This window comes from Propioniciclava sp. (assembly GCF_047602245.1).
Lineage (GTDB): Bacteria > Actinomycetota > Actinomycetes > Propionibacteriales > Propionibacteriaceae > Propioniciclava.
On record NZ_JASGHT010000001.1, the window covers coordinates 1,992,311 to 2,007,755 of the forward strand.

Annotated in this window: 12 protein-coding genes; 8 read left to right on the forward strand and 4 right to left on the reverse strand. The window is 69.3% G+C overall.

Going from position 1 to position 15,445, the window contains the following annotated elements; all coding sequences use genetic code 11:
• Positions 1-92: 92 nt before the first annotated feature.
• From QM708_RS09470 to QM708_RS09480, 3 genes are all read right to left on the reverse strand, one after another.
• On the reverse strand, positions 93-1,667 hold the full coding sequence (locus QM708_RS09470; protein WP_415107313.1) for an OmpA family protein: 1,575 nt from the start codon (positions 1,665-1,667) through the stop codon (positions 93-95).
• A gap of 142 nt (positions 1,668-1,809) precedes the next feature.
• Positions 1,810-5,190, reverse strand: a complete 3,381-nt coding sequence (locus QM708_RS09475) for a hypothetical protein (protein WP_415107316.1) — start codon at positions 5,188-5,190, stop codon at positions 1,810-1,812.
• Between the two features lie 71 nt (positions 5,191-5,261).
• Entirely contained in the window at positions 5,262-5,543 is a 282-nt protein-coding gene (locus tag QM708_RS09480; RefSeq protein WP_415107319.1) for a cell division protein SepF, read from the reverse strand.
• A 145-nt stretch (positions 5,544-5,688) separates the two neighbouring features.
• Between QM708_RS09480 and QM708_RS09485 the strand changes: the two genes are divergently transcribed.
• Positions 5,689-6,381: a transglycosylase family protein gene (locus QM708_RS09485; RefSeq protein WP_415107322.1), complete on the forward strand. Its 693-nt coding sequence runs from the start codon at positions 5,689-5,691 to the stop codon at positions 6,379-6,381.
• Positions 6,382-6,491: 110 nt separating this feature from the next.
• Positions 6,492-7,088, forward strand: coding sequence for a DUF4870 domain-containing protein (locus tag QM708_RS09490; RefSeq protein WP_415107324.1), 597 nt, complete (start codon positions 6,492-6,494; stop codon positions 7,086-7,088).
• A 1-nt stretch (position 7,089) separates the two neighbouring features.
• Here QM708_RS09490 and QM708_RS09495 read toward each other — a convergent pair whose 3' ends face one another.
• The gene (locus QM708_RS09495) at positions 7,090-8,937 is read right to left on the reverse strand and encodes a hypothetical protein (RefSeq protein ID WP_415107327.1); all 1,848 of its coding nucleotides are present in this window, start codon (positions 8,935-8,937) and stop codon (positions 7,090-7,092) included.
• A 199-nt stretch (positions 8,938-9,136) separates the two neighbouring features.
• Here QM708_RS09495 and QM708_RS09500 point away from each other — a divergent pair, with 199 nt between their 5' ends.
• The 6 genes from QM708_RS09500 to QM708_RS09525 all read left to right on the forward strand — a co-directional run bounded on the left by QM708_RS09500 (position 9,137) and on the right by QM708_RS09525 (position 15,438).
• Positions 9,137-9,682, forward strand: coding sequence for an NADPH-dependent FMN reductase (locus QM708_RS09500; protein WP_415107330.1), 546 nt, complete (start codon positions 9,137-9,139; stop codon positions 9,680-9,682).
• Between the two features lie 126 nt (positions 9,683-9,808).
• Positions 9,809-10,657, forward strand: a complete 849-nt coding sequence (locus QM708_RS09505) for a sensor histidine kinase (protein ID WP_415107333.1) — start codon at positions 9,809-9,811, stop codon at positions 10,655-10,657.
• The gene (locus QM708_RS09510; protein WP_415107336.1) at positions 10,657-11,361 is read left to right on the forward strand and encodes a response regulator transcription factor; all 705 of its coding nucleotides are present in this window, start codon (positions 10,657-10,659) and stop codon (positions 11,359-11,361) included. The genes QM708_RS09505 and QM708_RS09510 overlap by 1 nt, the downstream gene beginning before the upstream one ends.
• 126 nt (positions 11,362-11,487) lie before the next feature.
• The gene (locus QM708_RS09515; protein ID WP_415107339.1) at positions 11,488-12,549 is read left to right on the forward strand and encodes an ABC transporter substrate-binding protein; all 1,062 of its coding nucleotides are present in this window, start codon (positions 11,488-11,490) and stop codon (positions 12,547-12,549) included.
• Between the two features lie 4 nt (positions 12,550-12,553).
• Complete coding sequence (locus QM708_RS09520) at positions 12,554-14,311, forward strand: ABC transporter permease (RefSeq protein WP_415107342.1); 1,758 nt, start codon at positions 12,554-12,556, stop codon at positions 14,309-14,311.
• Positions 14,308-15,438, forward strand: coding sequence for an ABC transporter ATP-binding protein (locus tag QM708_RS09525; protein WP_415107345.1), 1,131 nt, complete (start codon positions 14,308-14,310; stop codon positions 15,436-15,438). The genes QM708_RS09520 and QM708_RS09525 overlap by 4 nt, the downstream gene beginning before the upstream one ends.
• Positions 15,439-15,445 lie beyond the last annotated feature (7 nt).

A 15,445-nucleotide genomic window follows, 5' to 3' on the forward strand; every position in this document is an offset into this window, starting at 1 on the left:
GAGCGAAAGGTGGCGCCCTCCGACTGGAGGACGCCACCTTTCTTTTCCGCGCCGTTGGCGCGGTCGAGCGCCTTTCTGAGTGGGTGCTGTGGTCACCCGGGCAGGGTGATGGTCACGCGGCGGTTGGCCGCTTTGCCGGTGTCGGTGCCGTTGTCGTAGATGGGTTCGGCTTCGCCCTTGCCGTCGACGGTCATGGTGATGGCGGCGGGCAGGTGCGGGCGCAGTGCGTCGGCGACGGCGCGGGCGCGGCGTTCGGACAGGTCGAGGTTATAGGAGTCGGTGCCGGTGTCATCAGTGTGACCGGTGATGGTGATCTCACCGGCGCTTCCGGCAGCGGTGATGTCGGTGGCGGCCTGGTTGATGACGCCGTTGGCGGCCGGGGTGAGGGTGGCCTCGTTGTAGTCGAAAAGGACCTCGGTGTTGAGTTCCAGGGTCTGGCCGGCATGGGTGATCTTGCCGTCGGTGACGATGTCGGTGAGCGGTGAGGTGACGTTGGTCGATTCCTCGGCGGGCAGCGAGGTGAGCATGTCTTCGGGGATGGTGGGCCATCCGGTGCCGAGGACGGGGAACTGGTCGCTGCTGACCGGTGTCATGGCGCCGTCGCTGACCGGGAGGTCTTGCAGGATGAGGCGTCCGCCGAGGAGGAGGTCGATGCTGTGGGTGGACGCCGGGAGTTCGGGAAGGTACGCGACGAGAACCAGCGGCTGCGTGGCGTCCCGCAAGGGCCATTCCGCCTTGTACCCGGAGGCGAGGACGCCATAGTCCCCGCTGCCGTTGCGGCCCAGCTGGCCGAGAGCGAGGTCGCGGTCGTGGTCGAAGGCGGCGGACGCGTTCGCGAAGTTCTCCATGAAGCCCAGCGCCATCCAGTTGGGCGAGTAGGTGGTGTTGTTCCCGTAGAAGCCCAGCGTGCCGAGCGCGCGCTGGTCACCGCCATCGGGGGTGGTGAGGGAGTAGTAGACGGCGGTGGCCCCGGGGACCCGCCGGATTCCGTGCACGGAGGCGAGTATCGGGGTGTCGCCGTGGCCAGTCGATCTGCCTTGGAGGGTGGCCCGGGCGAGGATGGGGATGGCGGTGCTGCCGCCGGCGTGGGCGTCCGGCCGGGTGACCGGAACGGTGACCGGGGCGGTGAAGGCGGGGCTGGTGATCTCGACGCTGGTGGTGCCCGCTGGTAGCGGTGCGTACAGGGCCGAGGAGGGGCGCGCCTCCGGCTGGAACCCACCCCAGGGGGACAGGTTTTGGCGCAGGGTCGCGGCGACCGAATAGGTGATGTCTTGGAATTGGGTCACCTTGTAGGTGTCGTCCCCGACGCGGAGCGCCGGTGGTTCCTGCCGGGGGGATTCGCGGGTGAAGATCGTGGCGGGCTCACGGTCTCCGCAGCGAGGACCCCAGGTCACCACGGTCGAGGCGTCGGTGGCGGTGACCGAGAAGAAGGCCAGTTCGCACCCGGCGTAGTCGTGGTCGGTGGCGAAGGTGGCGGTGGCGATCACCTGGGGCAGGGCGGGAGCGCCTTCACGCACCAGGCGGGTCGCGGCGTCCTGGGTTGCCCCCGACGGTGTGACGAGGCCGGCGGAGGTCGGGCTCGGTGTGGGAGTGCCGGGTGTGCAGCCGGTGAGGGCGAGGGCTGCGATGAGGCCGAACGTGGCCAGCCGGCGAGGTCCACAAGCCATGGTGTTCTCCCTGGGCGCGATAAGAGGCGCGCTCAACTTAGCAAACAGCCCTGGCGGCGTACCGGCATGCCGCCCACCAGCGAGTGCGACGGGTCCGGGGTTGCGGTGACGACCCCGGACCCGTCGTGTGTCACACCCTGACTCAGCGCAAGGGCTGGCGTCCGATGGTGCCCACCAAAGACGCGCGGTACGCAGGCGAGGAGACCTTCACGACCTCGGCCTCGGCGGCGGCGAGCCGGTCCTCGATGCCGAGGCGCGCGGCCGCGTCGGCATTGCGCGGACGCTCCAGGAACTTCGTCAGCGCGGCGACCGCCCGCTGGGCGTGCTGCAGATCCTCCTGCTGCTTGGCGTCCAGGCGCTCGGCGTACCAGTCGCTGGCCAGCACCGATGCCAGGGTGAACTGCTCGCGGAACGCCGGATCGTCGAGGGTGAGCCCCTCGGCGGTGCGGCCGCGCGCCATGATCTCCAGCAGCCCGTGCAGCGGCGGGACGGCCGCCGCGATGGTGCCGTCGTCGAAGTACGCCTGCGCGACGCGCTGGTGCGTGGCGACGATGGTGGCCATCGACTCGGCGAAGGTGTCCATGCTCTGGGTCTCCGGCGCCAGCATCTCGGGGGTGAACACGACCTCGGGATGCAGGAAGATCCGGCCGAAGAAGTGCGTGGCGAAGGCCTCGTTCATCCGGTAGCCGAGCCGGCTGGCGAGCACCGGCTTGCCGTCGTGCTCGAAGTCCTCCAGCTTCTCCAGGTACCCCTCGGCGATCAGCGCGGACGCCGAACGCTCCTGCAGCTTCATCCGGCTGAACAGCTCGGGCACCAGCAGCGAGAAGTCGTGGTCGATGCGCACGTTCGGGCCGATGGTGCCGGCCGAGGACAGCCAGCCGTCGTAGCCGGTGAGCACGAACGACAGCAGCGCCGCGTTCAGGTCGTAGATCGCCGGCAGCGCGTTGAACGGCGCCTTGGTCATCGCACCCTCGGAGCCCGCGCCCGTGGTCGAGGGCGACTTGCCCGTCATCGAGCTGATGAACTCCATGAACAGCTCGGGCAGTTCCATGTAGTGCAGCGGGTTGTAGGTGCACAGCGGGGGCACCCCCGGCTCGGCGGCGTTGTTGCGGCGTCCGGCTGCCACGATGTCGACCGGCGCGGGGCACGGCTGCGACAACGGCACCCGGCGGAACAGGTGCATCGCCACATCGGCGGACGCGGTAGCCTCCGGGTTGGCCAGATCGGGGCGCACCTGCAGGTAGCGCGGGTTCTTGCTGCGCTTGCCGTTGACCAGGCGGGGTTCCGAAGACGCCGCGAAGTAGGCGGGGCTCTCGCCGTCGGCCCTCGCCGCGGCCGTGCGCACCAGGCTCGCCATCGGATCGGTGAACTTGGAGAACTCCTGCACCTGTTCGATCATCTCCCGCGCGTCGGTGCGGGTGAGCGGCTCGAAGTTCGAGATGAACGTATCGGGACGCGCCATGTCGATCTCGGTCTGCTTGTCGTAGCCGCGGTGGATCGCGTCATCGGGACGCTGGAACAGCCGCTGCTCGCAGTTGACCACGATCTTGCGGGACAGTTCGCTGCCGTGGGCCGGCAGCGCCGATCCGGGCACCACCGTGGACGCGGTGATGTCGTCCTCGGACTGCACCTTGACCGCCGCGGAGAAATCGGGACGCAGCGAGAACAGCCGCCAGCTGCCGTCCGCCTCGAAGCCCACCCGCAGGTAGTTCACGATGATCTCGCGGCCGTCACGGCGCAGGGCGTTGCCCTCGCGGCCGTTCAACGTGTTCACGCTGAAGTGCGAGCGCCAGTCATTGCCCCACTCGGGCCGGTAGTAGCGCTTGACGGTGAACAGCAGTTCCTTGACGTGATCGGGGATCGCCCGCACGAACTCGTTGTACTCCTCGTGGTAGTCGTCCGAGCGCGTCATCAGCTTGATCACCGACCCGAGCGAACGTTCCTGCGAGAGCAGGCCGCGATGGTCGGTGCCGTTCAGCTCGGGGTCGGCGAACCGGGACGAGTAGTCGGTGTCGATCAGTTCCTGAACGCGCTTCATGTCGGCTTCGAAGCCGGACACGAAGCTGGTGCCGAACATGAAGGCGTCCAGCAGCGACTTCGAGATCTCGGACTTGCCGCCGCCGGAGACGGTGGCGGGCTTGTGGCAGTGCGTCGGCTCGGGAACGGTGCCGACCAGGTGCCAGTACTTCTTGTCGGTCTCGCGGTGCTTGGCGTGCACGCGGTAGCCGTTCGGCAGCAGATAGGTATGCGGCACCTGCAGCGAGATGGTGCCGGCGCCCTCGTCGTTGTCCCAGGTGATGGTCTGGGTGGACATCGAGAACGTCGCGCCGGCCGGCACCAGGGTGAGGTGTGGCCAGGTCGCATGGTCGGCGTGGCCTTCGGGGTGCTTGGCCCACGCTCCGGGGTCGCGTTCCAGCACCTGGGCGACCGTATAGGACGCCGGGGTGCGGTCGTCGGTCCAGTCGACGCCCAGGTTGTAGGCCGGGAACACGACGGCGCCGCCGGCGTGCTCCTCTTCGGCGTTGCCGACCAGGTTGGCCGAGTAGGAGATCTGGGTCTTGACCTCTTTCTTGCAGTAGCCGAAGTAGTTGTCGGCGATGACGGTGGCGATCACGCCGCGCGCGTCGCGGATGCACAGCTTGAAGGCCTGCCCGCCGTTGTAGCGCTCGTCCTCGGTCGTCCAGCACTGGCCGTCGCGCTTCTCGCGCTCGCTCGCCTGCGAGACGTGCGGCATGCCCAGTTCCTTCTTGGTGAGCGCCGTCAGGTGCGGGGCGAGGACGACCAGGCCGGTGTGGCCGGTCCAATGCTCGGGGTCGAGGGACGCATCGTGCTCGGGCAGGTAGGGGTCGCCGCCGTTGCCGAAGATGGACTCGACGAAGTCGAGGTTGGCCACCATGCCGCCGGGCACGATGAAGCGCACCTCGAGGCTGCGGGCCGGGGTGACGCCGGCCACTGCCGGCACCACGGCCGGGCGCAGCAGCAGCGACACGAAACACTCGGCCGGGTTGTTGGCGGTCGAGGACCACGGCAGGCGCAGCGCCTCGCGCGGCGGATTGAAGGCGGCAGCGAAGATGCGCGAGGCGACGTCACGGTTGACCGCGATCTTGTCGTCGGGGATCGGCAGGCCCCCCTTGGCGATGTGGAAGACGCCCGCGGTCGTCCGACGGTCGTTGGCCGGGTTGTGCAGGACGCCGTTCACCAACCGGTAGCTGGACAGCAGGTGCGAGGAGAACTCGTCGGCGTCCAGCGGCAGGGAGAGGGCGCGCGCCAGCCCGGGCTGGTCGAGCACGAGGGTCTGGCGCGGCAGCTGCGGGCTGGTCGAGGTGCCGGCCAGGTAGTCGTCGAGGAAGTTCTGGATGCGCTGATCCGTCGGGCACAGCCGGTCGGACAGGCGTCGCGACATCTCGCGCTGGCGGGCCAGCAGAGGCGCCACCGCCGTGTCGTTGGCGAAGTCATCCGCATCGACCATGGGCTGACCGATGAGGTTGAGGCGGAGATTGATGGCAGAGGATGCGGTATCCATGCCCTTTATTGTTGTCGCTGTGACCAGTGCGCGGGGGGCGTTTCAGATATCAGCCCAAACCGTCTCACATGTCAGCTCTGGTTGTAGAACGACCCGGTCAGGTGCTCCTGGTCGTCGATGGCGACCACTCCGGGCGGCGCCAGCACCAGGACGTAGGCGGTGACCTTGTCGATATTGCCTTGGACGCCGAAGACGAGGCCGGCGACGAAATCGACCAGCCGGTGACGGTCGTCCTCGGGCAGCCGGGTGAGGTCGAGGATCACCACCGACCCGTCGCGGAAGCGCTCGCCGATGAGACGGGACTCCCGGTACGACGTGGGGTGAAAAACCGCGATGGTGCGGGTTGGCGTCATCGGCCACTCCTTTCAGCGCCCCCATCTTCGCAGAGCGGACGGCGCGCCGCGGTGCCGGTGAATCTGAGAGCTTGCGAAGGAAGACTGGTGAATTTCTCAGGATTGGCTTAGGATGCCGGAAACCTTGAGTCTAGGAGGACTGCTCATGACCGCTCCCCGCATCGTTGCCCGGACGCTGGCCACCACCACGCTCGCCGGCGCTATCGCGCTCGCAGGCGTCGTCGCCGCCCCTCAGGCGCAGGCGTGGGACGTCGCGGTGTGGGACCGCGTCGCCAAGTGCGAATCCGGTGGCAACTGGTCGATCAACACCGGCAACGGCTACTACGGCGGACTGCAGTTCTCGGCGTCCACCTGGCGGGCCTACGGCGGCACCCAGTACGCCTCGCACGCCCACAAGGCCACCAAGGCCCAGCAGATCGCGATCGCACGCCGCACGCTGCAGGGGCAGGGGCCGGGTGCGTGGCCGGTGTGCTCCCGCAAGGCCGGCCTGACCCGCGCCAACGGCGGCGCCGACCGCAATGCGCAGCCGTCCGGCGGCTCCAGCTCGAGTGGCACCCCGAGCCGGTCGGCCGAGCGGCCGAGCGGCTCGCTCTCCGTCACCGGCAGGCTCGACAAGGCGACCGTCGCCGCGATGCAGCGCTGGGTGGGCAGCACGCCCGACGGCGTCTGGGGTCCGAAGACGACCCGCGCGCTCCAGGCGAAGGTCGGCGTCCGGGTGACGGGCGTCCGCAACGCCGAGACCACCCGCGCCGTGCAGCGGCTCGTCGGCACCAAGGTCGACGGCAAGTGGGGCTCGCAGACCACGCGCGCCCTGCAGAACTACCTCAACGGACGCTGATCCGGACCCGTCCCGTGCGGTGCTCGCACGGGACGGGTTTTCCCCCCATGGCCCCTGGGGCGTCCCCGGCTGCCCTTCAGAGACGGCCGGTGCAGGGCCACAATGGCGGTATGACCGAACAGCCCCGCCACTCCGATAGCCCCGAACACCCGAGCGGTCAGACCTGGGCCAACCCGATGGACGCCCCGCCGCCGTTCCCGAACGCCGGGCAGCCGTCCGCTCCCTACGGCCCCTACGCGTCGACGCCTCCGCAGGATCCGTACTCCGCTGCTGGAACCTCGCCCTACGGTGCCAATCCGTACGCGAGCAACCCCTACGGCGTCCAGAGCTACGGCGGCTACCAGGCTCCGGTGAGTGCCGATGAGCGGACGTGGGCGATCCTCGCGCACCTCGCCGCGCCGATCGCCTCGGTCGTGTCGGCTGGTTGGCTCAGCGTCGTCGGCCCGCTGCTGGTGTGGCTGATGTACAAAGACAAGTCGGCGTTCGTTCGCCGCGCGTCCGCGGGCGCCTTCAACTTCGTCCTGACGATGTGGTTGGTGAGCGTGATCGGGTGGATCCTGAGCTTCACCGTGATCCTCGCCATCATCGGCATCCCGATGATCATCATCGGCGCGCTGGGTTCGATCGTGCTCGGCATCGTCGGCGCGGTGAAGACCGCGCGCGGCACCTCGTTCACCTACCCGTGGCAGTTGCCCGTCCTGTCCTGACTCAGGCCTTCGGCGTGGCCGTGAACTGGCGGCGCGGGCTCGGCACGCTGCCGGTGTGGGCCGGGTTGCCCAGATCGGCGAGCGTGTTGGCCGCATCGAGGAGTGCCTTGCTGGCGGCGCGGTCGTCGGCGGGACGCCCGACCGGATAGCTCGGCGGTTCCGCGCTGTTCACCAGATCGACGTACTGACCGGCCGCACGCCGCATGCCGTGCATCAGATCGCCCAGCCCCGTCGTCGCCGTGCGATAGCGGATCCAGCGATGGTTGTCCCAGTCGAACTGCGCCAGTTGTTCCGCGCCCTCCGCGCCGAGTTCGGCGACCTCCTCGATGACGTCGGCGGGCATCGCCAGGTGCAGACCGCCGGCGTGGGTGGGCAGGCGCAACTCGACCACGCGGTCGCGGTTGCCGGCTGCGGGAATGGTGAGGGCGTCCCGCCAGTCGGTGAGCACCCCGACCAGCGAGGTGAGGAAGGACACGGTGCCGTCGACGGTGCGGACGCGACCGAGGATGCCGCTGTGGTTGTCCGCGGGGCGGTAGGCGCCCTGGTCGGGGAAGTCGGGGTGCCGTTCCTCCAGCGTGATCCCGAAGGTCGGGTGCCGCGGCATCGGGCTGTCGAAGAACTCCAGCGGGAAGTTGCTGGTCAGGCCGCCGTCGGAGAACCACACCTGCGCATAAGCCCAGTGCGGCTGCGCACGCCAGTGGTCGATGATCGCCATCGGTACGGCGCTGATCAGGCCGGGGAAGGACAGCGAAATCCGGACGCCCACGATCAGGGGCATGCTCGGTGCCGACGGCAGCGAGCGCAACTCCGTCCGCGGGTGCGCCGGGCAGATGGCCGGGATCAGCACCTGCTCGTCGTTCACGTGCTTGTACTGCGCCTCGGCCGGAGCCGAGTGCTCGCGCAGGTGGGTGAGTACGCGCGGCGGATAGTAGTCGGCCCAGCAGTCCGGGCACCAGTGGAAGATCCGCGTGCGCAGCGGGAAGGTGTACGGACGCCGCAGTGAGACGCAGGTCGTCATCATCTGCAGGTCCACGTCGGGTGCGAACTCGTCCAGCTTTGCCGGGTCGATCACGGCCGCGAGGGTTTCCAGGCCTAGCCGTTCCCAGACGGCGGACGCCTCGGCGCCCCACAGGTGCCCATAGGTGAGCACCTCGCCGGCGGGCAGGTCGGCGACCGAATCCAGTGTGTCGGCGAGCCATTCGGTGAGGGCGCTTCCTGGCGTTTCGCCGGGGTTGGACAGGCCGCGGACGAGGCCGAAGCCGTTGTCGTCCATGCGTTCGATGCCCACGCGCACGAACGTCACCACGGCCAGCGCCAGCCCGATGACCGCTGCCAGCCCGGCCAGCGCCAGCCCGACGATCCCGGCGAGCCATGCGTTCGCTCCGGTCGTCGCGAGTGCGATCCCCGCGAGGGTGCCGAGGGCGAGGCTGCCCAGTACGCCGAGCCAGAACGGCCCCGGTACGGCGCGCGCCACCCGTCCCACCACCGCGCGGAGCTTGGCCGGCCAGGTGGGGAGGTCGACGACGTCCATCAGCGCGCCGAGGTGTTCGGTGAGGTCGGTGCGCGCCACGAACAGGCCCTGCAAGACCCCGCCCAGCTCGGTGGGCAGCCCTTCGAGGCGGTCGAAGCCGACCGGCCCGTCCCGGTGTGGAGTCTCGCCCGCGAAGGCGCGCCCGCGCTGGTGCTCGGCGGCCGCGGTGAGCGCGGCGGCGATCGCCCCGGCGGACGCGCCGCCGATGGATCCGAAGCGGTAGCGCTTCGCCAGGGTGGTGACGAGCTTCGGGTACACGATTCCGCTGGTGATCCCACCCTTCATCACCAGGTCGCACGGATCGAGAGGTGCCTTCATGGGCTGACCCTAGGGGGCTGGGGGGGAGCGCACCAGGCGGAGGCGTCCTCTCTGCCGCGTGCTGAGGTGGCATCGGCGGCACCACCGCGTTCGCCAGGCTCGCCGACCACTACGGGGAGCGTGTCCGGGAGGGAATGCTCGCGCGGCTCGGGGCGTTGCTCTGGTGGTTGAAGTTTCACTCAATATCCCAGGAGAGAGCATGAAGATCGGAATCGTCGTCGGGTCCATCCGCGAGTCGCGGCTCGGTGCGCAGGTCGGCGCGTGGATCGCCGAGGTGGCGGCCAAGCGGGACGGCGCGGCGTCCTACGAACTCATTGAGTTGGCGGACTTCGACGTGCCCCTGTACGCCGGTGCCGCCCACCCGATGGCGGCCAACAAGTCCTACGACGACGAGCGGGTGCAGCGCTGGAGCGACGCGATCGACGCCTGCGACGGCTTCGTCTTCGTCACCGCCGAGTACAACCACAGCGTGCCGGGCGCGTTCAAGAACGCCGTCGACAGCCTCGGTGGCGAGTGGATCGGCAAGCCGGTCGGGTTCGTCGGCTACGGCGTGGTGGGCGGCGTCCGCGCCATCGAGCACTGGCGCGCCATCGTGGCCAACTTCTCGATGACCGGAGTGCGCGCCGAGGTCAACCTGAGCACCTTCGCCGACGTCACCGACGGACGCCTCACCCCCGCCGACCGCCGCGAGGGTGAGTTGAATGCCGTGTTCGCCCAGATCGAGGCGGCCGCCGCGCGCGGCTGACCCTCGCCGGGCGGGACGTGCCGTTCGTCCCGCCCGCGCCGGCGTCCGCGAACATCGGTCCGGACACCGGCCGCCAACCCGGTTCGTCCCTGCCCGCGCGGGCAGGGACCGGACTACCCTTCGTCCATGGCCGAGGTGGGTGTGATCGTCGCGATCATCGCGCTCGCCTGTGCCGGTGGGCTGGGGTGGCTGTGGCGGCGCGAGCGCCGGCGTGCGAACCTGCTGGCGGTCGAGAACGACCGCTGGCGGACCCTCGCCCAGGACCGCGCCGACCGGGTCGCCATCGTGAGTCACGAGGTGCGCACACCGCTGGCCCTGATCGCCGGCGCCGTCGAGTTGCTGCAGGACCACGCCGCCGGCCCGCTCACCGGTGCCCAGGACGGCCTGATCGACACCATCGCCGTGAAGTCGCACGAGGTGACCGAACTCGCCGCCGATCTGCTCGTCGACGCCCGGATCGACGCCGAACTGTTCCAGTTCCGCAGCGCTCAGGTGGATGTGCACCGGCTGGCGCACGGGGTCGTCCGCGACCTGCGCCGCCTCTACCCCAACCAGATCACCTTGTCGGCGCGGGGTGCCTCGCCGCGGATCGTCGGCGATGCCGCGCTGCTGCGCAAGGCGCTGTCGAATCTGATCACCAACGCTGCCCGGCATGCGGGCACCCAGGCCCGGATCGCGGTCACCGTCCGCGCGGCCGAAGACGGCGTCCTCATCGTGGTCAGCGACGACGGAACCGGGATGACGCCCGACCAGACCCGCGAACTGTTCCGGCGAGGGCTTGCGGGCAAGAGCGAAACCGGACACGGTTTGGGGATGCTCATCACCCGCCGCGTCGTCGAACTGCATGGCGGACGCTGCCTGGTCGACTCGATGGTCGACCACGGCACGGCGATCCTGTGCAGCCTGCCGCGGGCGGCGTCCGCGCGCGAGACCGACGCCGCGCAGGGTGTGACCGAGGCCGAGGTGGGCGTGTGATGCCCGCGACGATCCTCGTCGTCGACGACGAGCCGCGCATGGTCGAGATCCTCCAGCTGGCGCTGGAGGCGGCCGGCCACCAGGTGCTGACCGCGCCGGACGCCGCCCATGCCTGGAGGCTGCTCACCGAGCACCCTGTCTCGCTGGTGGTCCTCGACGTGATGCTGCCCGGGACCAGCGGGATCGAGCTCTGCCGGCGCATCCGCGACCATTCGGCGGTGCCGGTCGTCCTGCTCACCGCGCTGAGCCGCACCTCCGAGCGGGTCGCGGGGCTGGAGGCCGGAGCCGACGACTACCTGACCAAGCCGTTCAGCCCGCGCGAACTGGTGCTGCGCGTCGCCGCCATCCTGCGCCGCGCCCAGGACGCGCCCGCCCAGCCGCTGGTCACCACCCGGCGCACGGTGGGGGACCTGGTGCTGGACGCCGCCCGCGCCGACGCGCGCCGCGGCGTCCGCGAACTGCATCTCACCCCGGGTGAGTTCCGGCTGCTGTGGCTGCTCACCGAGCGTCCCGGCAGCACGGTCGGCACCGATCTGCTGCTGGAGGCGATCGGCGTGACCACCGATGCCTGGCGGGGCCGCGGCGCGCTGCGTACCGCGATCTACCGGTTGCGTGCCAAACTGGAAAGTGAAGGCGAGCCGGCCGTCATCGTCACCGAGCACGGACGTGGCTACCGGTTCGTGACCTCGCCCGGCTCCGGGTGACGAACATCACGGAAGTGTGATGTTTTCCCTTCTCGGAGCCGTCGCCGCGCGCCCAGGACGATTCCTAGACTGCCGAGATGCGGGTCACGGGCGAGTGACCCCGGTGAAACGTCAAGGGAGTCGTTCATGATCAAGAAGCGTGTGCTGGGCGGGGCCGCGGCCGCCGTCGCGATGTCGCTGTCCATGGTGGGGTGTGCGGTCGACACCGCCGCCAGCCCGTCGGCCGGCGGGGTCGCCGCCGATGCGAAGCTCACCGTCGCCTGCGGCGCCATGGAGGAAATCTGTGACGCCTGGACCAAGGCCTACCAGGCCAAGACCGGAACCCCGACCTCGTTCGTGCGGCTCAGCTCGGGCGAGACCGTCGCGCGCCTGGGCGCCACCAAGGACGCCCCCGAGTTCGACGTGTGGCACGGCGGCCCGGCCGACGGCTACGGCGCCGCCGCCAACCAGGGCCTGCTGGAGAAGTTCACCCCCGCGAACGCCCAGGACATTCCCGAGAAGTACAAGGACGCCAACGGTTACTGGAACGGCGTCTACGTGGGCGTGCTCGGCTTCTGCTCCAACACCAAGGTGCTCAAGGAGAAGGGCGTCGAGGTGCCGGGGTCGTGGGAGGACCTGCTCGACCCGAAGCTGAAGTCGCAGATCTCGACGGCGCACCCGTCGACGTCCGGCACCGCCTTCACCACCTTGTGGACCCAGGTGACCCGCCTCGGCAGTGAGGACGCCGGCCTGGGCTACATGGCGAAGATGCACAACAACGTGCTGCAGTACACCAAGTCGGGCACCGCGCCGGGCCAGGTCGCCGGACGCGGTGAGGTCGCCGTCGGCCTCGTGTTCAGCCACGACTGCGTGCTGTACAAGGAGCGCGGCATGACCGACCTGGAGGTGTCGTTCCCCAGCGAGGGCACCGGCTTCGAGGTCGGCGGTGTGGCCGTCGTCGCCAACAGCAAGAACGCCGCAGCGGCCAAGGACTACGCCAACTGGGCGCTGACCGCCGAAGCGCAGGAACTCGGCCCGACCGTCGGCTCCTACCAGCTGCCGACCAACCCGAAGACGAAGAGCGACTCGCGGATGGCCAACCTGGCCGACATCAAGCTGGTCGACTACGACTTCGCGAAGGCCGCCGAGCGCAAGAAGGACCTGACCGCCCGCTTCGACGCCGAGATCGCGGCCCAGCCGAAGGCGTGATCCGATGACGACAGCTTCCACGGCGGCCCCGGCCGCCCCGCCCCCGGCGCGCACGCGCGGACGCGGACGCCGCAAGGCCTTCGACTGGCCGACCGCCGCCGTGGTCGCTGTCGTCGTGCTGATCCTCGGGGTGCTGATCATCTACCCGCTGGCCTCCATCTTCGGCCAGGCGCTCAGCACCCGCGGGTGGGAGGTCGCCTCCTCGACCCTCACCAACCCGGTCAACCGGCAGATCGTGATCAACACCTTCGTGCTGGGCACGGTCGTCGGCGTCCTCGGCACCGTGCTCGGATTCCTGCTCGCCTACGTGCAGGTGAAGGTGGCCTTCAAGGGCAAGAAATGGTTCCACCTGCTCTGCCTGCTGCCCGTGGTGTCGCCGCCGTTCGCGGCGGCCACCGCGGTGATCACCCTGATCGGACGCCGCGGCATCATCACCCACGGCATGCTCGGCCTCGACACCAACATCTACGGCCTGCCCGGCCTGACCATCGTGCTGGTGATGTCGTTCTTCCCGGTCGCCTACATGAACTTCAAGGGCATGCTGGAGAACCTCGACCCGGCCCTGGACGACGCCTCGGCCAACCTGGGGGCGTCCAAGTGGCAGACCTTCTGGAAGGTTACCCTGCCGATGCTCATCCCGGGCTTCGCGGCGTCCTTCCTGCTGCTGTTCGTCGAGGCGATCGCCGACCTGGCCAACCCGCTGGTCATCGGCGGCGACTTCACCGTGCTCGCCTCGCGGGCCTACATCGCGATCACCGGCGAATACGACGTGGTCGCCGGATCGGCGTACTCGCTGGTGCTGCTGATGCCCGCGCTGCTCGTCTTCGTGATCCAGCAGTACTGGGTGAGCCGCCGCTCCACCGTCAGCGTCACCGGCAAGCCCGCCGGCCAGCGCCGGCTGATCACCCACCCGTCCGGGCGGGTGCCGCTGCTCGCCTTCGGCATCCTGGTGCTGGCGCTCATCGTGCTCATCTACCTGACCGTGATCGTCGGGGCGTTCACGAAGATCCTCGGCGTGAACAACGAGTTCACCTTGGCGAACTTCGCCTACGTGCTGTCGGGGATCGGCAACGAGTCGATCAAGGACACCACCTTGCTGGCGTTGCTCGCGACGCCGGTCGCGGGCGTCCTCGGCATGCTGATGGCCTGGCTGGTGGTCCGCAAGGTCAAGCGCGGCTCGGCGCTGCTCGACTTCCTCGGCATGCTCGGCCTGGCCGTGCCCGGCACCGTCGTCGGCATCGGCTACGCCATCGCGTTCAACACGCCGCTGCGCGTCCAGCTGGGCGGCACCACCTACCAGCTGCTGCCGGCGCTGGGCGGCGGCGCGGCCATGTTCGGCGGCGCCATCGCGATCGTGATGGTGTACGTGATCCGCTCGCTGCCCTCGGGCCAGCGCACCGGCATCGCGGCGCTGCAACAGATCGACCCGTCGATCGACGAGGCCGCGGCGTCCTTGGGAGCCGAGAGCACCACGGTGTTCCGCACCGTCACGTTGCCCCTGATCAGGCCCGCCTTCCTGGCCGGCCTCATCTACGCCTTCGCGCGGTCGATGACCACGCTGTCACCCATCATCTTCATCACCACACCGCAGACGCAGATCATGACCAAGCAGATCCTCGCCGAAGTGGACGCCGGCCGGTTCGGCAACGCGTTCGCCTTCTGCACCCTGCTGCTGATCATCGTGCTCGCGGTGATGGGCCTGATGACCCTTCTCGTGCACGGGCGCAACGACGTCCGCACCCAGATTGGAGCCGGAGCATGACCATCGCAGGACGCCACGAAGACACGGGGCGGATCAGCCTGACCAGCCTCGTCAAGGAGTTCACCGGACGCGACGGCACCACCCGCGCGGTCGACGACGTCGACCTGGTCACCGAACCGGGCGAGTTCCTGACCTTGCTGGGGCCGTCCGGGTGCGGCAAGACCACGACGTTGCGGATGATCGCCGGATTCGAGACCCCGACCTCGGGCGAGATCCTGCTCGACGGCGCCGACATGACCCGGCTCACCCCCGACAAGCGGCCCATGTCGATGGTGTTCCAGAGCTATGCGCTCTTCCCGCACCTGAGCGTCTTCGACAACGTCGCCTACGGCCTGAAGCTGAAGAAGATGAGCAAGGCCGAGATCACCGAGGCGGTCGACTCCGCGTTGGCGTCGATGGATCTGGTCAAGCTCGCAGGACGCGCGCCCAACCAGCTCTCCGGCGGCCAGCAGCAGCGCGTCGCCCTGGCCCGCGCGATGGTGATGCGGCCCAAGGTGCTCTTGTTCGACGAGCCCTTGTCGAACCTGGACGCCAAGCTGCGCGTGCAGATGCGCACCGAGATCCGCTCCCTGCAGCAGCGGTTGGGGATCACCGCGTTGTACGTCACCCACGACCAGGACGAGGCCATGTCGCTGTCGGACCGGATCGTGGTGATGAACAAGGGCAAGATCGAGCAGTGCGGCACCCCGGACGAGATCTACCGGCGTCCGGCCACCGTGTTCGTCGCCGACTTCATCGGCTCGGCGAACTTCCTCGACCCGGCCTCGGTGAGCGTCGTCGACGACGTGGCCCGGGTCGACGTTCTGGGGAGTCAGCGCGAGTTGCCCGCCGCGCCCGGGGCGGCGTCCGCTACCGCGCACGTGGTGCTGGTGCGTCCCGAGTCGGTGCAGGTGCGGCGGGTGGCCGACGCTCCGGCCGATGTCGCGCCGGGGGAGGCCGTGGTCGGCGGGCGGGGACGGATTCTGCGCGCGGTGTTCTACGGCTCGGTGGTCGAGTACGAGATCGACACCGACGCCGGCACGATCATCGCCGAGGTCGCCGACCCCGATCCGTCCGACATCATGGTCGAAGGCGAGTTGGTCGAGGTCGACTTCCCGCGCAGCCGAGGCTGGTTGTTGCCGGCCTGATCTTTGC